The following is a 21,016-nucleotide window of genomic DNA, read 5'->3' on the forward strand; positions in this document are numbered from 1 at the left end:
GGATTCATGCCCAGGCTAGTAGCTTCATGCGTGTGATTCAGTACATCGCCGCGATAGACCAGGGCACCACCTCCAGCCGCTGCATGATCTTCGATCACGACGGCGCCGTGGTGAGCGTCGCCCAGAAGGAGCACGAGCAGTTCTTTCCGCGCGCAGGCTGGGTGGAGCACGACGCGAAGCAGCTGTGGATCAACACCCGTGAAGTGGTGGCGTCCGCGCTCGCGAAGGCCGACCTCACCAAACGCGACATCGCCGCGATCGGCATCACCAATCAGCGCGAGACGGCGGTCGTGTGGGACCGGAACACCGGAGAACCGGTGTACAACGCCATCGTCTGGCAGGACACGCGCACCGACGAGCTGTGCACGCAGTTCGGCGGCGACGAGGGCCCGGGCCGCTACCAGAAGCGCACCGGACTGCCGCTGTCCACGTATTTCTCGGGGCCGAAGGTCCGCTGGATTCTCGACAACGTCGACGGTGCCCGCGAGAGGGCGGAGGCGGGCGAACTCTGCTTCGGCACGATCGACAGCTGGATTCTGTGGCACATCACGGAGGGCACCCACGTGACCGATGTCACCAACGCGTCCCGCACGCTGTTGATGAATCTCGAGACCCTCGACTGGGATCCGGAGATCTGCGCCGATTTCGGCATCCCGATGTCGATGCTGCCAGGGATCCGCAGCTCGTCGGAGATCTACGGCGTCGGACGCGAACGGGGCACGCTGCCGGGTGTGCCCGTCGCGGGAATCCTCGGCGATCAGCAGGCCGCGACGTTCGGGCAGGCCTGCCTGTCCGAAGGCGAAGCGAAGAACACGTACGGGACGGGGAACTTCCTGCTGCTCAACACGGGGACCACTCCCGTGCACAGCAAGCACGGCCTCCTCACCACCGTCTGCTACAAGATCGGCGACGCACCTGCCGTCTACGCGCTCGAGGGGTCCGTGGCCGTCACCGGTTCGCTGGTGCAGTGGCTGCGCGACAACCTGGGAATCATCGGTTCGGCCAAGGACATCGAGGATCTGGCGAAGTCCGTCGACGACAACGGCGGCGCCTACTTCGTGCCCGCGTTCTCCGGGTTGTTCGCCCCCCGCTGGCGACCGGACGCCCGCGGCGCGATCGTCGGGCTCACCCGGTTCGTGAACAAGGGCCACCTCGCCAGGGCCGCCCTCGAGGCCACCGCGTATCAGACCCGTGAGGTGATCGAGGCCATGCGCGCCGATTCGGGCGTCGAACTGGCCTCCCTCAAGGTGGACGGCGGCATGGTCGTCAACGAGACGCTCATGCAGTTCCAGTCCGACATCCTCGCGGTGCCGGTCATCCGGCCCGTCGTCAACGAGACGACGGCGTTGGGCGCCGCGTACGCCGCAGGCCTGGCCGTCGGGTTCTGGGACAGCGAGGACGACATCCGCGCGAACTGGGCCGTCGACAAGACCTGGGAGCCGGGGATGGACGAGGCCGAGTCCACCCGGCTGTACGCCGAGTGGAACAAGGCCGTCGAGCGGACCTACGACTGGGCGTGATCGGCGTACGCGTCGCCGAGCCTCGCCGCCGCACCCGTCAGCACATCTTCCGAACAGGTCGCGAAGCACAGCCGCAGAGCGCTGCGGTGCTCAGCGGCGACGCCGAACGCCGATCCCGGGACGAAGGCCACGCCGTGCCCGACGGCGGTCTGCAGCAGCGCGGCTGTGTCCAGGCCCGAGTCGGCAAACTCGGTCCAGCAGAACATTCCGCCCACGGCCGAGGACACGTCGGCGCGGTCGCCGAACGTCGAGGCGACGCCGTCGGCGAGCGCCCGGGCCCGGGACCCGTAGCGGGCACGCAGCATCTCCAGGTGCAGGTCCAGCCACGGCTCGTCCGACAGCAGCCCGGCGGCGATCCGGTGGGTGAGTGACGAACCGCAGAGGTCCGAGCCCTGTTTGAGCAGTTCGACGGCCTCGCACACCCGACGGTCGCCGTGCAGCCACCCGACCCGCAGCGCCGGTGCCAGGATCTTCGAGGCGCTGGACAATCGGATCACCCGGTCCGACAGCGCCGCGACGGGCGCGGGCGGCGGCCCGTCGAAGAAGAGTTCGCCGTACGGGTCGTCCTCGATCACCCAGAAGCCGTAGCGATCGGCCAGCGCGGCGAGGTGTTCCCGGCGGCCGGCCGTCAGGACGACGCCGCGCGGGTTGTGGAAATTGCTCACCGTGTGGACGACGGCGGGCCGCAGTCCGGACTCGAGCATGCCCTGCAGGGCGGCGGTGTCCATGCCGTCGGCGTCCAGCGGGACGGACCGGACGTCGGCCTCCGCGGCACGGAACACCTGCAGCGCTCCGGTGTATGCGGGTTCCTCGACGATCACGACGTCGCCGGGGTCGAGCAGCACCTGTGCGAGCAGACTCAGCGCCTGCTGCGAGCCGTGCGTGACGACGACGTCCGCGGCGCCCAGCGGCCGGCCGATCTTCGCGCCCTCGCGGGCGGCGAGCACGTCGCGGAGCTTGCGCAACCCGGTGGTCTCGCCGTACTGGACGGACGCCGGATCCGCGAGCGCCAGTTCGGCTTCCTTCCGGATCCGTTCCCGCGGAATGAATTCGGGGTCCGGCAGCCCGCCCGCGAGGCTGACCACGTCGGGCCGGGCGGTGAGGGTGAGAAGGTCACGGATGGCGGAGCTGTGCAGCCCCTCCATGCGGCGGGCAAGTGATTGCGGCATGTCGACTCCCAGGAGGCACGTCAAAGCGGGGATCAGGTGAGGAACACCCTGTCCGTCCTGGGTCTGCGGGGCGGGAGAGCGCCGAGGCACGGCCGATGATTTCGGACCGTTCCCCGACTATCTCACCGCAGGAGCCACTATGTGAAATGCGATTCTCACATTTCGGGATTCAGTCCAGGTCGTCGTGCCGCATCAGCTGGCGAGCCGCCTCGGTGATCGACCCCGTCAGCGACGGGTACACCGAGAACGTCGCGGCGAGATCGTTGACGGTGAGGTTGTTCTGCACGGCGATGGCGATGGGCAGGATCAGCTCCGACCCGTTGGGGGCCACCACCACGCCGCCGATCACCACACCGGTGGCCGGACGGCAGAAGATCTTCACGAAACCACGGCGCAGTCCGGACATCTTCGCGCGCGGGTTGGTGTTGAGCGGGAGCATGACGGTGCGGGCAGGCACCTCGCCGTCGTCGATCGCGGCCTGACTGACGCCGACGGTCGCGATCTCGGGGCGGGTGAACACGGCCGACGCCACGGTCTTCAGCTTGATGGGGCTGACGCCCTCGCCGAGCGCGTGGTACATCGCGATGCGGCCCTGCATCGCGGCGACCGACGCCAGCGGCAGCAGACCGGTGCAGTCGCCCGCCGCGTAGATCCCCGACACCGGCGTGCGCGACACCCGGTCCACCCGCAGGTAGCCACCCTTGTCGAGTTCGATGCCGACCTTCTCCAGCCCGAGACCCTGCGTGTTGGGAACCGAACCGACGGTCATCAGGGCGTGGCTGCCCTCGACGGTGCGGCCGTCCGCGAGGACGACGACGATGCCGTCCTCGGTGCGCTTCACGGCGTCGGCCCTGGCGTGCTTGACGAGGGTGACACCGCGTTCGGCGAGGACGTCCTCGAGGACGAGGGCGGCGTCGGCGTCCTCACCGGGCAGGACGCGGTCGCGGCTGGACACCAGGGTGACCTTGACACCCATCTCGGTGTAGGCGGACACGAACTCGGCGCCGGTCACACCGGAACCGACGACGACGAGATGCGTGGGCAGCTCGTCGAGGTCGTAGAGGTCGCGCCACGTCAGGATCCGCTCGCCGTCCGGCTCCGCCCCGGGGATCACCCGGGGGCTCGCACCGGTCGCGATGAGGACGACGTCGGCGTCGAGCGTCTTCTTCTCGCCGTTCTCGAGAGTCGCACACACCTGATGCGACGCCATGCCGAGCCGGGAGTCGGTGAGCTCGGCGGTGCCCGACAGCAGTTCGACACCCACCGTCTGCAGCCGCGTGCGGATGTCGGAGGACTGCGCCTGCGCGAGGCTCTTCACCCGGGCGTGGATCTTCGGCAGCGCGACCGTGGCCTGCTCGGGATCGAGCGCAATCCCCAGGTCGGTGGCGCGCCGCATGTCGGTGCGCACTCCGGTGGAGGCGATGAAGGTCTTGGACGGCACGCAGTCGAACAGAACGCAGGCGCCGCCCACCCCGTCCGAATCGATCAAGGAGACGGAGGCGCCGTGCTGTGCGGCCACCAACGCTGCCTCGTATCCGGCAGGCCCGCCACCAATGATCACGATTCGGGTCATCTGTCCTCCAATTCACCTGTCGACCGGGGTCTCCGGCCGGCTTTTCCTACGATCGCAGCGCGGCGTGTCGTGCACTGCATGCAACAGATTACTAGGCACCGTTTAGGCTTGCCGCCGTGTCGATCTATGCCGCCTACGGGTCCAACATGCATCCCGAGCAGATGTTGCAGCGCTGCCCTCATTCGCCGATGGCGGGGACGGGCTGGCTGCACGGCTGGCGACTGACGTTCAGTGGCGGGGACATCGGCTGGGAGGGCGCACTCGCCACCGTGGTCGAGGATCCCGATTCCAAGGTGTTCGTCGTGCTGTACGACGTCCCCGAGGAGGACGAGGTCAGCCTCGACCGATGGGAGGGCTCCGAACTCGGCATTCACCGCAAGATCCGCGTCCGCGTGGACACCGTCGGCGAACCGGAACTCGCCTGGTTGTACGTGCTCGACGCGTACGAGGGCGGCCTGCCGTCGGCCCGCTACCTCGGGGTGATGGCCGACGCCGCGGAGATCGCCGGGGCCCCCGCCGACTACGTGCGCGACCTGCGCACCCGCAACAGCCGCAACGTCGGTCCGGGCACCGAATAGCACCGCCTAACGCTGCGCCTCAGCCCAGCACCAGGCTCGACAGCACCCGCACGCCGACTCCGAGCGCCCGCTCGTCCAGATCGAACGTGGGCTGGTGGATGTCGAGTTGCTCGCCGACGCCCGACCAGACGCCGAGCCGGGCCATGGCGCCGGGAACCTCTTCGAGATACCAGGAGAAGTCCTCGCCGCCGCCCGACTGCGGCGTGTCGGCGAGGGCGTCCGGGCCGACGGAGCGGATCGCGTCCTCGAACATGCGTGTCGACACCTCGTCGTTGACGACGGGAGGGACGCCGCGGCGGTAGTTCAGCTGATATCGCACTCCGGTGGGCGCGAGGAGCCCGTGGACGATCTCCCGGACCAGCGGCTCGAGCATCTCCCACGTCTCGTGATCGCCGGTCCGCACGGTGCCGGTCATCATGCCGGTCTGCGGGATGGCGTTGGGGGCCCGGCCGGCGCTCACGGCGCCCCACACCATGACGGTGCCGGTGCGCGGGTCGATCCGCCTGCTGAGCATGCCCGGCAGTCCGGTGACGACGGTTCCCAGCGCGAACACGAGGTCGGTGGTCAGGTGCGGACGCGACGTGTGGCCGCCCGGCGAGTCGAGCACGACCTCGATCGTGTCGGCCGCGGACGTGATCGCGCCGAGTCGCACCCCGACGCGCCCGGCCGCGAGCCGCGGATCGCAGTGGAGAGCGAAGATCCGTGACACGCCCTCGAGCCGTCCGGCCGCGACGACCTCCAGCGCACCGCCCGGCATGACCTCCTCGGCCGGCTGGAAGATGAGCCGGACACCCACCGGCAGGTCGGGGATCTCGCTGAGGGCGAGACCGGTTCCGAGCAGGATGGTGGTGTGCGCGTCGTGCCCGCATGCGTGCGACACGCCCGGCACCGTCGACGAGTACGTGGCACCGGTGAGTTCCTGGAGCGGGAGCGCGTCCATGTCCGCGCGCAACGCGATGCGCGGGCCGTCCGACGGCCCGAGATCGCACGTGAGCCCCGTTCCCCCGGGCAGCAGTTCGGGTGACAGTCCCGCCGCGGCCAGGCGGGTCGCCACGAATTCCGTCGTCGCGTACTCGTGTCGCGCGAGTTCGGGATTGGCGTGGATGTGCCGCCGCCACTGGGAGAGTTCGTCGGTGTGAGCGAGAATCCACTTGTCGACTGCCGCGTTCACCGGCGATCAACTCCTTCCAACAGCCGCACCCGCTGTTCGTCGTCCGTCGCAGCGCGAACTGCCGTGCGAGCCAGGGCAATCGCCCCGTCGATCACGGCCAGGTCGGCGGATTCGGTGATGCACGCCGCCGCGAACTGCGGCTGATGCGTCACCGCACCTCCCGAGTCGAGGCCGATGATCGGGTGTATTCCGGGCAGGACGTTGGTGACGTTGCCCATGTCGGTGCTGCCCAGCGGGCGGACGCCTTCCCATTCGAGCGGCAACGGCGTCCGTCCCATGTCGAGGATCTGCTCCCGGTACGTCGCCACCAGCCAGGGGTCCGGTGTCAGTTCCGTGTACGTCGGCGACACCGTGCGGATCTCGTGGGTACACCCGGTGGCGAGTGCCCCGGCCGCGAAGCACGCTTCCGCGCGGGCCGTCAGCTCGGACAGCGCCCACGCCGTCTCGGCGCGCAGGTAGTACAGCATTTCGGAGCGGGCGGGAACGATGTTGGGCGCGGTGCCGCCGTCGGAGACGATGCCGTGGATCTGCTGTCCCGGCGAGAGATGTTGGCGCAGCAGGCCGATACCGACCTGCGCGACGGTCGCGGCGTCGGCGGCGTTGCGCCCGAACTCCGGCGCGGCCGACGCGTGCGCTTCGCGGCCGTTGAACGTGACCGCGATGTCGGCCAGCGCGAGCGACGTCGCTCCCGTGATGTCGATGGGTCCCGGATGCACCATCAGGGCGGCCGCGACGCCGTCGAAGACACCGTTCTCGAGCATGGCGATCTTCCCGCCACCGCTCTCCTCCGCGGGCGTCCCGATGACCCGCACCGTGATCCCGAGCCGTTCGGCCACGGTGGCGAGCGCGACGCCGGCGCCGACGGCGGACGCCGCGATGATGTTGTGCCCGCACGCGTGCCCGATCTCCGGCAGCGCGTCGTATTCCGCGCAGATGCCGATGACGAGGTCGCCGCTGCCGAATGTGGCGTCGAACGCCGTCGGCAGGTCCGCGATGCCCGTGCGCACGTCGAACCCGCTGCGTTTGAGCAGTTCGGTGATCTTCGCGACGCTCCGGAACTCTTCGAACGCGAGTTCCGGTTCGCTGTGGATCGAATGGGACAGCGCGATCAGATCGGTCTCGATTGACCTGACCGCCGCCTCGACATCCGCATTCACGTGCTCATTCTCTCACCCGAAGCTGAAGTTGCTCTTGTCCGTCGCCGTGGCGAGCGCGGCGAGGGCGTCGTGATGGATTCCGCGCTTGATCCCGGCCAGGTTGGCGCCGCGGGTCGCGGTGAGCGCGGCGGCCCGTGTCACGGCGGCGGAGAGGACGGCGTCCCCCTCCTCGATCTGGTCGACGATGCCCGCGGCGAGCGCGTCGGAACCGCCGTAGCGGCGACCGGTCGTCATCGCCTCGACCGCGGTCTGCCTGGGCAGGCGCGTGTTCAGGAGCGCCGACATCCCGACGGTGAACGGCATGTTCAGCGACACCTCGGGAAGGCAGTAGAAGCCGCGGTCGGCGCGCATCACCCGGAAGTCGTGGGACGTGGCGAGCATTGCGCCGGCACCGAAAGCATGCCCCTGGACGGCGGCGACGGTGGCCATCGGGAACGCGAGCAGGCGGCTGTAGATCGTGTGCACGCGGTCGAGGTACTCGGGGAGCTTGTCCGTGTTGGCGAAGATCCACGTGGTGTCCAGACCGTTCGTGAAGAATTTGCCCGTCGCGGTCGTCACCAGCGCTGCGGGCCCCTCGTGGGCTTCGACCTCGTCGAGCGCGGCGTGGGTGGCGTCGATCCACTCCGGGTGGAAGCGGTTCTCGTTGTCCGTCTCGCCCTCGGTGCCGAGGTACAGGATGAATACGTCGCCGTCGCGATCGAGATAGGGCATGAGTGGAAGACTATCGCCTCATGGGAACGCCAGACGCCGCGGCCGCCGCGCTCGCCGCGCACACGAACTGCGCCGAACACTCGATCGCCGTCGTCCTCGGATCGGGGTGGAATGCCGCCGCCGACCGGTTCGGCGAATCACTCTGCACCGTCCCGATGGCCGACCTCCCGGGGTTCACCCCGCCGTCCGCCGCGGGACACGCCGGAACGATCCGCTCCGTGGAGGTGGGCGGCAGGCGGATCCTCGTCCTGCTCGGCCGCACCCACGCCTACGAGGGCCATCCGCTGTCGTCCGTCGTCCACCCGGTGCGCACGGCTATCGCCGCCGGGGCGACGACCGTCATCCTGACGAACGCCGCGGGCGGGATCCGCGAGGACTTCACCGTCGGACAGCCGGTGCTGATCAGCGATCACCTCAACCTCACGGCCCGGTCACCCCTCGTGGGCGCCGAGTTCGTGGACCTCGTCGACGCGTACGACCCCGAACTGCGGGCCCTCGCACGCGACATCGACGGATCGCTCAGCGAAGGCGTCTACGCCGGTCTGCCGGGCCCGCACTACGAGACCCCGGCCGAGATCCGCATGCTGCGGACGATCGGCGCCGACCTCGTCGGCATGTCCACCGTCCACGAGACGATCGCAGCGCGGGCGCTCGGCGCCCGGGTCCTCGGGATCTCGATGGTGACGAACCTCGCGGCGGGCATCACCGGCGAGCACCTGAACCACGAGGAGGTCCTCGCCGCCGGCCGGGCGTCCGCCGACCGCATGGGCGGGCTCCTGCGAGAACTGGTGGAGCGCTTGTGAACGATCCGATCGCGGACTGGATCGACGCCGACCCCGACCCCGGCACCCGGGCGGAACTCGCGAACCTGTCCGCCGACGAGCTCGCCGACCGCTTCGCCGCGCCGCTGAGTTTCGGGACCGCGGGACTGCGCGGACCGGTGCGGGCGGGCCCGAACGGCATGAACCTCGCCGTCGTGATCCGCACGACCGCCGGGCTGGGCGCATGGCTGAAGGATCGGTGCCTGGGCGGCTCCACCGTCGTCGTCGGGCGCGACGCGCGGCACGGATCGGAGAAGTTCGCCGTCGCCGCCGCGGAAGTGCTGGCGGGCGCGGGATTCTCGGTCGTCCTCCTCCCCCGTCCCCTGCCCACCCCGATCGTCGCGTTCGCGGTCCGCCGCCTCCGGGCCGCGGCCGGTGTGCAGATCACCGCCTCCCACAATCCCGCCGCCGACAACGGGTACAAGGTCTACCTCGACGGCGGCGCCCAGTTGATCTCGCCGTCCGACCGGGAGATCGAGGCGGCGATCAGCAGGATCGGGCGGGCGGATCTCGTGCCCCGGATCCCGGTGACCCCGGCGTCCGAGGAACTCCTCGACCGTTACGTCGACCGGGTCGCGTCCCTGCCGAGGGGCGGGTCGCGATCCGTGCGGATCGCGCTCACCGCCATGCACGGCGTCGGCGGCGAGACCGCGCTCGCCGCACTGAAATCCGCCGGGTTCACCGACGTCCACACCGTCGCCGCGCAGTTCGACCCCGACCCGGACTTCCCGACCGTCGAGTTCCCCAATCCCGAGGAGCCGGGCGCCTCGGACGCCGTACTCGCGCTCGCCGCGGACGTCGACGCCGACCTCGCGCTGGCCCTCGACCCCGACGCGGACCGGTGCGCGGTCGGTGTGCGCGGGCCGGACGGCTGGCGGATGCTCCGCGGAGACGAGACGGGGGTCCTGCTCGGCGACCACGTCCTCGCATCCGCCCCGGCGGAGTCACTCGTCGCGACGACGATCGTCTCGTCCGCACTCCTCGGGAAGCTCGCCGCGGCCCGCGGCGCCCGCTTCGCCCGCACCCTCACCGGCTTCAAGTGGCTCGTCCGGGCGGGCGAGGGTCTCGTGTACGCGTACGAGGAGGCGATCGGTCACTGCGTCGACCCGGAGTCGGTGCGCGACAAGGACGGTATCTCCGCGGCGGTGGTGGCCGCCGACCTCGCGGCCACCCTGCGGGCGGACGGGGCGACACTCCTCGACCGGCTGGACGACTACGCGCTCGAATTCGGGTTGCACGCCGGAGACCAGGTGTCGCGCCGCGTCACCGACCTCGCCGACATCACCGCGATGATGCGACGACTGCGGGCGGACCTGCCGGCCGAACTGGCCGGTGAGCCCGTCGAGGTCACCGATCTGGCGGAACGGCGCGGGCAGTCCCGCACCGACGCCGTCGTCCTCGCCGGGTCGAGCGTCCGGGTGGTCGTGCGCCCCTCCGGGACCGAACCCAAGCTCAAGTGCTATCTGGAGGTGGTCGTCCCGGCGCCGGATCGGTCGGCGCTACCCGCGGCGCGGGAGACTGCCGCGACGCGGCTGAACCTGTTGCGCGAGTTCGCCGAAGCCCTGTAGCCGACGCGTCAGCGCGGCCCGAACTGCCGGTCGCCGGCGTCGCCGAGGCCGGGGACGATGAACGCGTCCCCGTTCAGTCCCTCGTCGACTGCCGCGGTGACGAGTCGCACGGGATGGCCGGACGCCGTGAGGGCGGCAACGCCTTCCGGCGCCGCGACGACGCACACGGCGGTGACATCCGTGGCGCCGCGGGCGACGAGCAGATCGATCGTGTGCACCATCGAACCGCCGGTGGCCAGCATCGGGTCGAGGACGTACACCGGGATGCCGGACAGGTCCGCGGGGAGCGACTCCAGATACGGCACCGGCAGATGCGTCTGCTCGTCGCGGGCCATGCCGACGAAACCGACTCGCGCCTGCGGGATCAGGCTGCTGGCCTGCTCGACCATGCCCAGTCCGGCGCGCAGGACCGGGACGAGCAGCGGCGGATGACTGAGCCGCACCCCGCCGGTGGTCGCGATGGGGGTGACCACGTCGAACGTGTCGACCGGAGCCTCGCGCATCGCCTCGTACACCAGCATGTGCGTCAGCCTTCGCAAGGCGGCACGAAATGTGGCATTGTCGCTGCGCGCATCGCGCATCGTGGTCAGGAGGACCGCTGCGAGCGGGTGGTCGACGACGTGCGTGTTCATGCTCGAAGAATAAGGGGGCGCGCGTCGAGATTTCGCGGGAGCGCGATTCTCGGCGAATCGGGGGGCGGAACCGATCGGGTGTCCCCCGCGTCCAATATGGTGACCGGTATCAAATCCGACTGGGGGGGATGACGATGAACGACTTGAGGGCGGATACCGCGAGTATCGCCGAGTTCGCTGCCACGGCCGCGACCATGTCCGTGGAAATGCAGGCCGCGGGTCTCGGGGCCGCGGCCGCGGGACCGCTGCTGCTCGGTCCGGTCTTCGGGGTGATCGGCGGCGATTTCGTCGCCGCCTTCGCGACGGCGCACGCCGCGCACCTGGCCTCCATCGAGAAGCTGTCCGGCGTGCTCGGCGGAATCAGCGCGACCGCGCTCGCGAATGCCGCCGCATACGAGGGCACCGAATTGGCCACCACGGCCGCGCTCGCCGCGGACGCGGTCGGGCTGGAGGCCTGACCGTGATCCCCATCGATCTCCTCACCCGCCCGATCCTCGATCTGCTCGGCGCATTCGGCAGCGGGGTCCTCCCCGCGGGCGGACCCGCCGACGCCCTGCGCGCGTCCTCGATCGCCATCGACGCGGTGCATGACACCGGACGCACCGGCATCAGCTCGATCTACGGCGACTGGCAGGGCAAGGGCGGCACCGGTGCGATCGTGAAGACCGAGGAGGCGCAGCGGGCGACGGTCGCGGTCTCCGATCGCGGCAACGACATGGCTGCCGTCGTCGCCGAGGCCTCCGAGATCGTCCGGGCCGGAATGCTGCAATTGCAAGAGATCCTGCAGTCGTTCATCTCCCTCGCGGTCGCGGCCGGACCCGCCCTCGCCACCCCGCCCGGTCAGGCGATGATCGTCGCGGCGGCACTCGACCACCTCGGCCGGGCCACCGCGGTCGTCGCGAAGGTGCGGGTCGAACTCGCGGAGCAGACCGGAAAGATGGTCACCCTCACACCGGCCGAGGACGTCCCGTCCGCGCCGGCCGCCACCGCACCCGCGAGCACGACCGCGACGAGTACGGCGCCCGCCTCCGCGGCCCCCGTCGCACCCGCAGGCTCCGACGCGGTCAGCCGTGCGGCGTCCGGGTTCGCGAGTTCCTCGGGATCGTCGCCGATGTCGGGCCTGACGAGCATCTCCGCCCCGGCCGCCCACTCGTCGGGCGGACGCGCGGCGCGCGGGTCGCGGGCGGACTCCCTCACCGGCAGGCCGGGAGGCACCGGTCACGGTCCGTCCACCTCGGACCCCGCCCACGGCGGCGAGGGCGTCGAGGTGGTCCTGCCCGACGGCAGCACCGCCGTCGCACCCAACAAGGAGGCGGCCGACGCCGTCCGCAACGCGCTGTCGCAGCAGGGTGTCCCGTACGTATGGGGCGGGACGTCGCCCGGCGAGGGCCTCGACTGCAGCGGGCTGACGCAGTGGGCGTACGGCGAAGCGGGCGTAGGTCTTCCGCGCCTGGCGCAGGAGCAGAACGTCGGCACCGCCGTCGACCCGGGAGACCTGATGCCCGGCGACCTCGCCGTGTGGGACGGCCACGTGGCGATGGTGATCGGCAACGGCCAGCTCGTCGAGGCCGGTGATCCCGTGCAGGTCGGTCCGATCCGAACCAGCAACAGCGGCATGGGCTTCTACGGCTTCTACCGACCCACGGAATGACAGGAATCATGTTTCCCCCCACCCCACCCCCGGCCGGCACCACGGCCGCAGTCAGCAATCGCTCCGGCACCGTCTCGGTGCGGACCACCGAGCAGGGTCTGCCGCTCGAACTCCGCATCGATCCACGCGAACTGCGGTACGGCGGCCAACGACTCGCGGACGAGATCCTGACGCTCTGCAGACGCTCGGCGATGGAGGCCGGCGCGCGTCGGCGCGACGAACTCGCCCGTGACGGCATGCCCGCCGAGATCCTCGACAAGCTCGGCCTGCCCACCCGCGCCGACGTCGCCGCCGTGCAGGCGATCGAAGACGAGGAAGAACCCACCCCGACGAGCTGGATGCGACCACTGTGAGCGAACACGACATGGATGCGATCGTCGGCCGGGCCACCGAACAGGTGAACCTGCTCGAGGAGGCCCTCGCCGGGCTGCAGTCGATCACGGCGCGGGCATCGAGCGAGTCCGATCAGGTGACGGCCGAGGTCGACGGGAACGGCACGTTGACCGGTCTGTGGATGGACGACTCCATCGCGAGCCTCGACGCCCGAACCCTCGCGGCGATGATCACGAACACCAGCCAGGAGGCGGCCCGGCTCGCCGCCGAACAGCGCACCCGGGTCATGACGGCGCTGCAGGACGGGTTCGGGAGGGTGTGACAGGGCGACGACGGGCTCCGGAAACGGTCCGCACACAGCCCGGGTATAACTTTGGCCGCGGGGTCGATAGGCTTCGCGCCATGGCTGGAGACATCGTCCCGATCGAACTCGGTCTCACCGACGGCGACCTCGTGACACTGTGGGCACCACGGTGGCGTGAGGGAGACGACGAGTGGGAAGCATTCCTGGGTCACGAGGAAGACCTCTACGGGTTCGAATCAGTGGCAGAACTCGCCGCCTTCATCCGCACGAATACCGACAACGACCTTGTCGAGCATCCCGCGTGGAGCGTGGTGTCCGGGCTCTCCGCCGCGGAGCTCGAGCCCGACGAGAACTTCTGCTTCGACCTGATCGGTGTCCCCGAACTGGCGGCGAGCGACCCCGACGCCGCCGTCGTGAGCGAGCTCGAAGACACGCTCAACATGGTGCGCAACATCGGTGAGGTCTGCGAACTCGACGCGGTCACCAAGTTCTTCAACGCGAACCCCATCCTCGGTGCGCTCCCGGCGGGCGCCAGCGCTTTCGAGGGACGCGAGGGCGAGGAACTGTGGGCGCAGATCGGGACCGCGATCGCGAAGGGCTGGGATGACGTCCTCGATGCCGTCGACAACATCGTCGCCACCCCCGAGGTGGACGCCGACGCGGTAGCCGTGGCCGAGGCCGAACTGGTGGCCGCCGACGAGAACACCGTCGACGTGGACGACGTCGCCGAGGAGGCCGAGGAAGACGAGGAGTTCGTCGCACTCGATCTGACCACCGAGGACGAGGAGGAAGACGACTCGTTCTGGGGTGCGGTGGGTGTCGACCCCGTCAAGATCATCACGTCCGGGGAGACCTACTTCACACTCCGCTGCTACCTCGACGACGACGCGATCTTCCTCGGTCGTGACGGTGCGATCTTCGTGTTCACGTCCGAGCGGGCACTGGCCCGGTACCTCGCCGACAACCACGAGCACGCCCTCGCGCAGGTCAGCACGTACGAGGAGATCCAGGTGGCGGCCGTCGACGGGTCGCTCGAGGTCGAGGTCACCGACGAGAACGTGTACGTCCTGCCCGGCCTGGCCGACGACCTGGCCGCGGGCCCGGAGTCCGTCGACGCGGATCAGCTGGATCTTGCCGTCGAATTGTTCACCGATGCAGCCGATTTCGCCGACGACGATTCGGTGGAAACCGCGCTCGTGTCGTCGGACCCGCTGGGCTGGTACGTCTCGTTCGTCCTCAACCCGGACCCGACGCGAATGGCTCCGAGCGCGCCCTTCGACGCCGAGGCCGAGGCGTGGCGGAAGCTCGAGCGGGAGTTCGAGGCCCGCCTGCGGAAGATCTGAGCGCCCGCCTGCGGGACGCTCATCCCACCAACACGGCGAATCCTGGCTTGATCACCTCGTCGATCAGCTGTAGCCGCTGATCGAACGGGATGAATGCCGACTTCATCGCGTTGATGGTGTAGCGCTCGAGATCGGTCCAGCCGTACCCGAACGTCTCGACGAGGCGGAGCATCTCCTGACTCATGCTGGTGTCGCTCATCAGCCGGTTGTCGGTGTTGACCGTGACGCGGAACCGCAACCGGGCGAGCAGGTCGAACGGATGGTTCTCGAGCGCGTCCACGGCCCCGGTCTGGACATTGGAGCTGGGACACAGTTCAAGGGGAATCCTCTTGTCCCGCACATAGTTCGCGAGCTTTCCGAGCACCGGGACACCGTCGGCGCCGATCGTGATGTCGTCGGTGATCCGGACCCCGTGACCGAGGCGGTCCGTGCCGCAGAACGCGATGGCCTCGTGAATGGACGGCAGGCCGAACGCCTCACCCGCGTGAATGGTGAAGTGCGCATTGCTGCCCCGCATGTACTCGAAGGCGTCGAGGTGGCGGCTCGGCGGATTGCCCGCCTCGGCGCCTGCGATGTCGAACCCGACGACGCCACGGTCCCGGAACCGGATCGCCAGTTCCGCGATCTCCCGGGACCGCGCCGCGTGCCGCATCGCGGTGAGCAGGACTCCGATCCGGATGTTCTGGCCGCGCACCTCCGCCGCGGACTCCCCCGCCTCGAATCCGAGCAGGACCTGTTCCACCACCTCGTCGAGGGTCAGCCCCTCTTCGAGGTGCTGCTCCGGGGCGAACCGGACCTCGGCGTAGACCACGCCGTCGGCGGCGAGGTCCTCGGCGCATTCACGGGCGACGCGTTCGAGTCCGACGGGGGTCTGCATGACGGCGACGGTGTGGGCGAACGTCTCGAGGTACCGCTCGAGCGAACCGCTGTCCGCGGCCTCCCGGAACCACTTCGCGAGCGCGGGCGCGGTGTCGGCGGGCAGCGCGTCGTAGCCGCAGTCGCGGGCGAGTTCGAGAACCGTCTCGGGCCGGAGACCTCCGTCGAGATGGTCGTGCAGCAACACCTTCGGCGCTCGGCGCAGGGCCGACAGATCCAGTGCGGTCATGGGACGACGTTAGCGTGAGGGATCCTCTATCCGCTCGATGACGAGCGGTGTCGTCACCGGCGGCGCGTCGGCCACGACGGTCCAGGCTTCGGAAAGGACGGCTTTCGCCGCGGCGAACCGTTCGGGCGTGTCGGTGTGCAGCGTGACGAGCGGAGTGCCCACCGACACCGTCTCCCCCGGCTTCGCGTGCAGTTCGATGCCGGCCCCCGCCTGCACCGGCTCGCCCTGCCGTGCGCGGCCCGCGCCGAGTCGCCACGCCGCGAGCCCGACGGCCATGGCGTCGAGACCGCACACCACACCGTCGGACTCGGAGAGCAGCACCTCGGTGTGCCGGGCCATCGGAAGCGGGGCGTAGGGGTCGCCGCCCTGGGCGGCGATCATGCTCCGCCAGCGGTCCATGGCGGAGCCGTCCCGCAGCTTGTCGGCCGGGTCGACGCCGTCGATTCCGGCTGCCTTCAACATCTCCCGGGCCAGCTCGAGGGTCAGTTCCACGACGTCGGACGGGCCGCCCCCGGCGAGCACCTCCAGCGATTCCCGCACCTCCAGCGCGTTACCCGCGGTGTGACCGAGGGGTGCATCCATCGCCGTCAGCAACGCCATCGTCCGCACCCCGGCGTCGTTCCCGAGGTCGACCATCGTCTGGGCGAGCTCGCGTGCGTCGTCGAGCTTCTTCATGAACGCGCCCGAACCGACCTTCACGTCGAGGACCAGCGCTCCGGTGCCCTCCGCGATCTTCTTGCTCATGATCGAGCTGGCGATCAGGGGAATCGACTCGACGGTCCCGGTGACGTCCCGCAGTGCGTACAACCGCCGGTCCGCCGGCGCCAGGTCCGCGCTCGCGGCGCACACGACGGCGCCGACGTCGGGGTCGGACAGGATCTCGGCCATCTCCGACGTGTCGAGGTCGGCGCGCCAGCCCGGGATCGACTCGAGCTTGTCCAGGGTTCCGCCGGTGTGGCCGAGCCCGCGCCCCGACAGCTGCGGCACGGCGGCGCCGCACGCGGCGACGAGCGGCGCGAGCGGGAGCGTGATCTTGTCGCCCACACCACCGGTCGAGTGTTTGTCCACGGTGGGGCGGCCGAGGTGGGTGAAGTCGAGGCGGTGACCGGACGAGATCATCGCCGTGGTCCAGCGGCTCACCTCCTCGCGCGTCATCCCGCGGAAGAAGATGGCCATCGCCAGAGCCGACATCTGCTCGTCGGCCACGACACCCCGGGTGAATGCCTCCACCACCCAGTCGATCTCTGCACCGGACAGTTCTCGGCCGTCGCGTTTGGCGGCGATGATCGACGAGGCGTCATGCATGGCTGATTCTCCCCTTCTCCTCCGGACCGAAAGCGTCCGGCAGCAGCTGTTCCAATGGGCGCACGCCGGCCCGGTGGTCGACGAGCAGTCCGGGGCCGCCGTGCTCGAAGAGAATCTGCCGGCAGCGTCCGCACGGCATGAGTATGTCGCCACTCGCGTCACAGCAGGTGAAGGCGATTAATCGCCCGCCGCCGCCCGCAAACAAGTTACCGACCAGTACACACTCGGCGCAGAGCCCCAACCCGTATGAGACATTTTCCACATTGCATCCGACGACGATTCGCCCATCGTCCACCAGCGCCGCCGACCCCACGGCGAACCCGGAGTAGGGCGCGTAGGCCCGTCCCATCACCTCATGCGCGTTGGCGCGCAACAGTTTCCAATCGATCTCGACCATGGTTACCCATCCAATCACGTGGCCTGAATGGATGCAGAGAATCGCTCGGGACGGCACGATCCGCATTGGAGAGGCAAACCTAAGTTCATTTGCAGGGGCGGTACGAACCCCGACTCGAATTAGTTCCCCCGTTTCCGTTGGGTTTAGAGTTCAGAGAAGTCGGTTCAGGATCACGTCGGGTCCCCAGTTGTGGTATGTCCGCAACGCTGCGCAGACTCGACACGTCCACCAATGACGTTGGAGGCACAGCACTCGATGAGTACTACGACTGAAGCCGCTCCGGCCAAGGAGCGCACACGGTCGCTTTACCGGGGCGACCCCGGAATGTGGTCCTGGGTTTTGCACCGGATCACAGGCGTAATGACGTTCTTCTTCCTATTCGTGCACGTGCTGGACACCGCGCTCGTGCGGGTGAATCCCGACACGTACGACAGTGTCATCGAGACCTACAAGAACCCGATCGTCGGGCTCATGGAGCTCGCGCTCGTCGCCGCGGTGCTGTACCACGCACTGAACGGTGTCCGGGTGATGCTGGTGGACTTCTGGTCCAAGGGACCGCAGTACCAGCGCCTGATGCTCTGGGTAATCCTCGCGATCTGGTTCCTGGTGATGATCCCGGGCGCAGGACGCATCTTCTACAACATGTTTGCGGGGCACTGACATGACGACAGAAGCCAAGAGTCTCGGCAAGACCTACGACCGTCCCGCCAGCCTGGACAACCCGCGCTCTCCGCGCCGGACCTCGAAGAACAACTTCGAGCTGTACGCCTGGCTGTTCATGCGGTTCTCCGGTCTGGCACTGATCTTCCTCGTGCTCGGCCACCTCTTCATCATGCTGATGCTCGACGACGGTGTGCACCGCATCAACTTCGCGTTCGTCGCAGGCCGCTGGTCCAGCCCGTTCTGGCAGTTCTGGGACCTCACGATGCTGTGGCTTGCCCAGCTGCACGGCGGAAACGGACTCCGCACGGTCATCGCGGACTACTCCCGCAAGGACTCCACGCGCTTCTGGCTGACCACGATCCTCGTTCTCTCGATGATCCTGATCATGGGCCTCGGCACGTACGTCATCTTCACCTTCGACCCCAATATCTCGGCGAGCTAGGGGAGCACAGACTTCATGCAGGAACACCGTTATGACGTGGTCATCGTCGGTGCCGGCGGCGCCGGCATGCGCGCAGCGATCGAGGCCGGTCCCCGCGCCCGCACCGCGGTACTGACCAAGCTCTACCCCACCCGCAGCCACACCGGCGCGGCCCAGGGCGGCATGTGTGCCGCGCTGGCGAACGTGGAGGAAGACAACTGGGAGTGGCACACCTTCGACACGGTCAAGGGCGGCGACTACCTCGCCGACCAGGACGCCGTCGAGATCATGGCCAAGGAGGCCATCGACGCGGTGCTCGACCTCGAGAAGATGGGTCTGCCGTTCAACCGCACGCCCGAGGGCAAGATCGACCAGCGTCGTTTCGGTGGTCACACCCGCGATCACGGTAAGGCCCCCGTGCGCCGCGCATGTTACGCCGCGGACCGCACCGGTCACATGATCCTGCAGACGCTCTACCAGAACTGCGTCAAGCACGACGTGGAGTTCTTCAACGAGTTCTACGCCCTCGACATCGCGATCACCGAGACCGAGAACGGTCCGGTCGCCACCGGCGTCATCGCCTACGAGCTGGCCACCGGCGAGATCCACGTCTTCCACGCGAAGTCCATCGTGTTCGCCACCGGCGGCTCGGGACGCATGTACAAGACGACGTCCAACGCCCACACCCTCACCGGTGACGGCATGGGCATCATCTTCCGCAAGGGCCTCCCGCTGGAGGACATGGAGTTCCACCAGTTCCATCCGACAGGCCTGGCCGGGCTCGGCATCCTCATCTCCGAGGCCGTGCGCGGTGAGGGCGGCATCCTCCGCAACGCCGACGGCGAGCGGTTCATGGAGCGCTACGCCCCCACCATCAAGGACCTCGCACCCCGTGACATCGTCGCGCGGTCGATGGTTCTCGAGGTCCTCGAGGGACGCGGCGCGGGACCGAACAAGGATTACGTCTACATCGATGTGACCCACATTCCCGAGGAAGTCCTCGACGAGAAGCTCCCCGACATCATGGAGTTCTCCCGCACCTACCTCGGTGTGGATCCGGTCAAGGAACCCGTGCCGGTGTACCCCACCTGCCACTACGTCATGGGCGGCATCCCCACCCGGATCAACGGCGAGGTCCTCCGCAACAACGACGAGATCGTCCAGGGCCTGTACGCCGCCGGCGAGTGCGCCTGCGTCTCCGTCCACGGCGCGAACCGTCTCGGCACCAACTCGCTGCTCGACATCAACGTCTTCGGACGCCGCGCCGGCATCGCCGCCGCCGAGCACGCCAACAACAGCGAGTTCGTCGCCCTGCCGGAGACGCCCGAGAAGATGGTCGACGAGTGGATGGCCACCATCCTGTCGGACCACGGTCACGAGCGGGTCGCGGACATCCGCACCGAGCTGCAGCAGTCGATGGACAACAACGCCTCGGTGTTCCGCACGGAGGAGCGCCTCACCCAGGCACTCAAGGACGTGCGCGCACTGAAGGAGCGCTACAACCACATCACGGTGCAGGACAAGGGCAAGCGCTACAACAGCGACCTGCTCGAGGCCGTCGAGCTCGGCTTCCTCCTCGAAATGGCGGAGGTCACCGTCGTCGGTGCGCTGAACCGCAAGGAATCGCGCGGCGGCCACGCCCGCGAGGACTTCCCGGACCGCAACGACGCCGAGTACATGAAGCACACGATGGCATACAAGGAGGGCGACGGCCTGCTCTCCGACATCCGTCTCGACTACAAGCCGGTAGTCCAGACCCGTTACGAGCCGATGGAGCGTAAGTACTGATGAGCGCACCTGCAGTCGACAAGAGCGAGAACAAGTCGGATCTCCCTCCCGTTCCCGAGGGCGCCGTCATGGTCACCCTCAAGATCGCGCGGATGAACCCGGAGTCCGGCGAGGGTCAGCACTGGGACAACTTCCAGGTTCCGGCGCTGCCGACGGACCGGATGCTGAACCTGCTCCTGTACGTGAAGGGCTACCTCGACGGCACCCTGACGTTCCGCCGCAGCTGCGCGCACGGCGTGTGCGGTTCGGACGCGATGCGGATCAACGGCGTCAACCGTCTGGCCTGCAAGCTCCTGATGAAGGACATGCTGCCCAAGGACGGCAAGCCGGTCACGATCACCGTCGAGCCCATCAAGGGCCTGCCGGTGGAGAAGGACCTCGTCGTCGACATGGAGCCGTTCTTCGACGCGTTCCGCGCCGTGAAGCCGTTCCTCATCACGTCCGGCAACGAGCCCACCCGTGAGCGCATCCAGTCGCAGCACGACCGGGCCCGTTTCGACGACACCACCAAGTGCATCCTGTGTGCCTGCTGCACCACGTCGTGCCCGGTGTACTGGAGCGACGGCAGCTACTTCGGTCCCGCCGCCATCGTCAACGCGCACCGCTTCATCTTCGACAGCCGTGACGAGGGTGCGTCGGAGCGTCTCGACATCCTCAACGACAAGGACGGCGTCTGGCGGTGCCGGACCACGTTCAACTGCACCGACGCATGCCCCCGCGGCATCCAGGTGACGAAGGCGATCCAGGAAGTCAAGCGCGCGCTGCTCTTCGCACGCTGACCCCGGTCACCGAGCACGTTCCAGGGC

22 protein-coding genes are annotated in these 21,016 nt (G+C 68.8%); 13 read left to right on the forward strand and 9 right to left on the reverse strand.

What is annotated here, in order from left to right; genetic code table 11:
- Positions 1–26: 26 nt before the first annotated feature.
- Entirely contained in the window at positions 27–1,520 is a 1,494-nt protein-coding gene (gene glpK, locus ACFTZB_RS11085) for a glycerol kinase GlpK (protein ID WP_378431597.1), read from the forward strand.
- On the opposite strand, the gene ACFTZB_RS11090 is transcribed toward glpK, so the two are convergent.
- Both ACFTZB_RS11090 and ACFTZB_RS11095 read right to left on the reverse strand, forming a co-directional pair.
- The gene (locus ACFTZB_RS11090; protein ID WP_378431598.1) at positions 1,505–2,689 is read right to left on the reverse strand and encodes a PLP-dependent aminotransferase family protein; all 1,185 of its coding nucleotides are present in this window, start codon (positions 2,687–2,689) and stop codon (positions 1,505–1,507) included. The genes glpK and ACFTZB_RS11090 overlap by 16 nt on opposite strands.
- Before the next feature lie 169 nt (positions 2,690–2,858).
- Complete coding sequence (locus tag ACFTZB_RS11095; protein ID WP_378431600.1) at positions 2,859–4,262, reverse strand: NAD(P)H-quinone dehydrogenase; 1,404 nt, start codon at positions 4,260–4,262, stop codon at positions 2,859–2,861.
- 116 nt (positions 4,263–4,378) lie between these two features.
- Between ACFTZB_RS11095 and ACFTZB_RS11100 the strand changes: the two genes are divergently transcribed.
- Positions 4,379–4,840 carry a gamma-glutamylcyclotransferase gene (locus ACFTZB_RS11100; RefSeq protein WP_015890025.1) on the forward strand — a complete coding sequence of 154 codons (462 nt, stop codon included), beginning with the start codon at positions 4,379–4,381 and terminating at the stop codon, positions 4,838–4,840.
- A gap of 19 nt (positions 4,841–4,859) precedes the next feature.
- On the opposite strand, the gene ACFTZB_RS11105 is transcribed toward ACFTZB_RS11100, so the two are convergent.
- Genes ACFTZB_RS11105 through ACFTZB_RS11115 form a run of 3 tightly spaced genes read right to left on the reverse strand, consistent with a single transcriptional unit; the run spans position 4,860 to position 7,879 of the window.
- A complete protein-coding gene (locus tag ACFTZB_RS11105) occupies positions 4,860–6,011 on the reverse strand; it encodes a M20 family metallopeptidase (RefSeq protein ID WP_378431601.1) in 1,152 nt (383 codons plus the stop codon).
- Complete coding sequence (locus tag ACFTZB_RS11110; protein ID WP_378431603.1) at positions 6,008–7,168, reverse strand: M20 family metallopeptidase; 1,161 nt, start codon at positions 7,166–7,168, stop codon at positions 6,008–6,010. The genes ACFTZB_RS11105 and ACFTZB_RS11110 overlap by 4 nt, the downstream gene beginning before the upstream one ends.
- 12 nt (positions 7,169–7,180) lie before the next feature.
- The gene (locus ACFTZB_RS11115; protein WP_378431604.1) at positions 7,181–7,879 is read right to left on the reverse strand and encodes an enoyl-CoA hydratase/isomerase family protein; all 699 of its coding nucleotides are present in this window, start codon (positions 7,877–7,879) and stop codon (positions 7,181–7,183) included.
- Positions 7,880–7,899: 20 nt separating this feature from the next.
- Between ACFTZB_RS11115 and ACFTZB_RS11120 the strand changes: the two genes are divergently transcribed.
- Entirely contained in the window at positions 7,900–8,682 is a 783-nt protein-coding gene (locus tag ACFTZB_RS11120) for a purine-nucleoside phosphorylase (protein ID WP_378431606.1), read from the forward strand.
- A complete protein-coding gene (locus ACFTZB_RS11125; RefSeq protein WP_378431608.1) occupies positions 8,679–10,268 on the forward strand; it encodes a phospho-sugar mutase in 1,590 nt (529 codons plus the stop codon). Before ACFTZB_RS11120 ends, ACFTZB_RS11125 begins: the two co-directional genes overlap by 4 nt.
- An 8-nt stretch (positions 10,269–10,276) precedes the next feature.
- Here the strand turns inward: ACFTZB_RS11125 and upp are convergent, their stop codons facing one another.
- Positions 10,277–10,900 carry a uracil phosphoribosyltransferase gene (gene upp / locus ACFTZB_RS11130; protein ID WP_378431610.1) on the reverse strand — a complete coding sequence of 208 codons (624 nt, stop codon included), beginning with the start codon at positions 10,898–10,900 and terminating at the stop codon, positions 10,277–10,279.
- Between the two features lie 134 nt (positions 10,901–11,034).
- Here upp and ACFTZB_RS11135 point away from each other — a divergent pair, with 134 nt between their 5' ends.
- The 5 genes from ACFTZB_RS11135 to ACFTZB_RS11155 all read left to right on the forward strand — a co-directional run bounded on the left by ACFTZB_RS11135 (position 11,035) and on the right by ACFTZB_RS11155 (position 14,531).
- A complete protein-coding gene (locus tag ACFTZB_RS11135) occupies positions 11,035–11,358 on the forward strand; it encodes a type VII secretion target (protein ID WP_015890018.1) in 324 nt (107 codons plus the stop codon).
- 2 nt (positions 11,359–11,360) lie between these two features.
- The gene (locus tag ACFTZB_RS11140; protein WP_378431611.1) at positions 11,361–12,551 is read left to right on the forward strand and encodes a C40 family peptidase; all 1,191 of its coding nucleotides are present in this window, start codon (positions 11,361–11,363) and stop codon (positions 12,549–12,551) included.
- Positions 12,552–12,559: 8 nt separating this feature from the next.
- On the forward strand, positions 12,560–12,904 hold the full coding sequence (locus tag ACFTZB_RS11145) for a hypothetical protein (protein WP_378431620.1): 345 nt from the start codon (positions 12,560–12,562) through the stop codon (positions 12,902–12,904).
- The gene (locus tag ACFTZB_RS11150) at positions 12,901–13,206 is read left to right on the forward strand and encodes a YbaB/EbfC family nucleoid-associated protein (protein WP_378431612.1); all 306 of its coding nucleotides are present in this window, start codon (positions 12,901–12,903) and stop codon (positions 13,204–13,206) included. The genes ACFTZB_RS11145 and ACFTZB_RS11150 overlap by 4 nt, the downstream gene beginning before the upstream one ends.
- Positions 13,207–13,286: 80 nt before the next feature.
- Positions 13,287–14,531 carry a primosomal protein gene (locus ACFTZB_RS11155; protein WP_378431613.1) on the forward strand — a complete coding sequence of 415 codons (1,245 nt, stop codon included), beginning with the start codon at positions 13,287–13,289 and terminating at the stop codon, positions 14,529–14,531.
- Between the two features lie 19 nt (positions 14,532–14,550).
- Here ACFTZB_RS11155 and ACFTZB_RS11160 read toward each other — a convergent pair whose 3' ends face one another.
- Genes ACFTZB_RS11160 through ACFTZB_RS11170 form a run of 3 tightly spaced genes read right to left on the reverse strand, consistent with a single transcriptional unit; the run spans position 14,551 to position 17,338 of the window.
- Positions 14,551–15,636, reverse strand: coding sequence for an adenosine deaminase (locus ACFTZB_RS11160; RefSeq protein WP_378431614.1), 1,086 nt, complete (start codon positions 15,634–15,636; stop codon positions 14,551–14,553).
- Positions 15,637–15,645: 9 nt separating this feature from the next.
- A complete protein-coding gene (locus ACFTZB_RS11165; protein WP_378431616.1) occupies positions 15,646–16,941 on the reverse strand; it encodes a thymidine phosphorylase in 1,296 nt (431 codons plus the stop codon).
- The gene (locus ACFTZB_RS11170) at positions 16,934–17,338 is read right to left on the reverse strand and encodes a cytidine deaminase (RefSeq protein WP_124394652.1); all 405 of its coding nucleotides are present in this window, start codon (positions 17,336–17,338) and stop codon (positions 16,934–16,936) included. The genes ACFTZB_RS11165 and ACFTZB_RS11170 overlap by 8 nt, the downstream gene beginning before the upstream one ends.
- A gap of 255 nt (positions 17,339–17,593) precedes the next feature.
- Between ACFTZB_RS11170 and sdhC the strand changes: the two genes are divergently transcribed.
- Genes sdhC through ACFTZB_RS11190 form a run of 4 tightly spaced genes read left to right on the forward strand, consistent with a single transcriptional unit; the run spans position 17,594 to position 20,989 of the window.
- Positions 17,594–17,998, forward strand: a complete 405-nt coding sequence (sdhC, locus tag ACFTZB_RS11175; protein ID WP_005239889.1) for a succinate dehydrogenase, cytochrome b556 subunit — start codon at positions 17,594–17,596, stop codon at positions 17,996–17,998.
- Position 17,999: 1 nt separating this feature from the next.
- Complete coding sequence (locus tag ACFTZB_RS11180) at positions 18,000–18,443, forward strand: succinate dehydrogenase hydrophobic membrane anchor subunit (RefSeq protein ID WP_005239887.1); 444 nt, start codon at positions 18,000–18,002, stop codon at positions 18,441–18,443.
- A 15-nt stretch (positions 18,444–18,458) separates the two neighbouring features.
- Positions 18,459–20,210: a succinate dehydrogenase flavoprotein subunit gene (gene sdhA / locus ACFTZB_RS11185; RefSeq protein WP_095860879.1), complete on the forward strand. Its 1,752-nt coding sequence runs from the start codon at positions 18,459–18,461 to the stop codon at positions 20,208–20,210.
- Entirely contained in the window at positions 20,210–20,989 is a 780-nt protein-coding gene (locus tag ACFTZB_RS11190) for a succinate dehydrogenase iron-sulfur subunit (RefSeq protein ID WP_378431618.1), read from the forward strand. Before sdhA ends, ACFTZB_RS11190 begins: the two co-directional genes overlap by 1 nt.
- The last annotated feature ends 27 nt before the right edge of the window (positions 20,990–21,016 follow it).

The organism is Rhodococcus sp. NPDC057014, assembly GCF_042673295.1.
In the GTDB taxonomy this organism is placed as follows: Bacteria; Actinomycetota; Actinomycetes; order Mycobacteriales; family Mycobacteriaceae; genus Rhodococcus_F.

Bases quoted from the DNA above. Each gene is read 5' to 3' on its own strand.
- ACFTZB_RS11135 (WP_015890018.1), top strand. From the start codon at position 11,035: ATGAACGACTTGAGGGCGGATACCGCGAGTATCGCCGAGTTCGCTGCC.
- ACFTZB_RS11190 (WP_378431618.1), top strand. From the start codon at position 20,210: ATGAGCGCACCTGCAGTCGACAAGAGCGAGAACAAGTCGGATCTCCCT.
- sdhA (WP_095860879.1), top strand. From the start codon at position 18,459: ATGCAGGAACACCGTTATGACGTGGTCATCGTCGGTGCCGGCGGCGCC.
- ACFTZB_RS11180 (WP_005239887.1), top strand. From the start codon at position 18,000: ATGACGACAGAAGCCAAGAGTCTCGGCAAGACCTACGACCGTCCCGCC.
- ACFTZB_RS11120 (WP_378431606.1), top strand. From the start codon at position 7,900: ATGGGAACGCCAGACGCCGCGGCCGCCGCGCTCGCCGCGCACACGAAC.
- ACFTZB_RS11145 (WP_378431620.1), top strand. From the start codon at position 12,560: ATGTTTCCCCCCACCCCACCCCCGGCCGGCACCACGGCCGCAGTCAGC.
- ACFTZB_RS11095 (WP_378431600.1), bottom strand. From the start codon at position 4,262: ATGACCCGAATCGTGATCATTGGTGGCGGGCCTGCCGGATACGAGGCA.
- sdhC (WP_005239889.1), top strand. From the start codon at position 17,594: ATGAGTACTACGACTGAAGCCGCTCCGGCCAAGGAGCGCACACGGTCG.
- upp (WP_378431610.1), bottom strand. From the start codon at position 10,900: ATGAACACGCACGTCGTCGACCACCCGCTCGCAGCGGTCCTCCTGACC.
- ACFTZB_RS11155 (WP_378431613.1), top strand. From the start codon at position 13,287: ATGGCTGGAGACATCGTCCCGATCGAACTCGGTCTCACCGACGGCGAC.
- glpK (WP_378431597.1), top strand. From the start codon at position 27: ATGCGTGTGATTCAGTACATCGCCGCGATAGACCAGGGCACCACCTCC.
- ACFTZB_RS11165 (WP_378431616.1), bottom strand. From the start codon at position 16,941: ATGCATGACGCCTCGTCGATCATCGCCGCCAAACGCGACGGCCGAGAA.
- ACFTZB_RS11090 (WP_378431598.1), bottom strand. From the start codon at position 2,689: ATGCCGCAATCACTTGCCCGCCGCATGGAGGGGCTGCACAGCTCCGCC.
- ACFTZB_RS11170 (WP_124394652.1), bottom strand. From the start codon at position 17,338: ATGGTCGAGATCGATTGGAAACTGTTGCGCGCCAACGCGCATGAGGTG.
- ACFTZB_RS11115 (WP_378431604.1), bottom strand. From the start codon at position 7,879: ATGCCCTATCTCGATCGCGACGGCGACGTATTCATCCTGTACCTCGGC.
- ACFTZB_RS11160 (WP_378431614.1), bottom strand. From the start codon at position 15,636: ATGACCGCACTGGATCTGTCGGCCCTGCGCCGAGCGCCGAAGGTGTTG.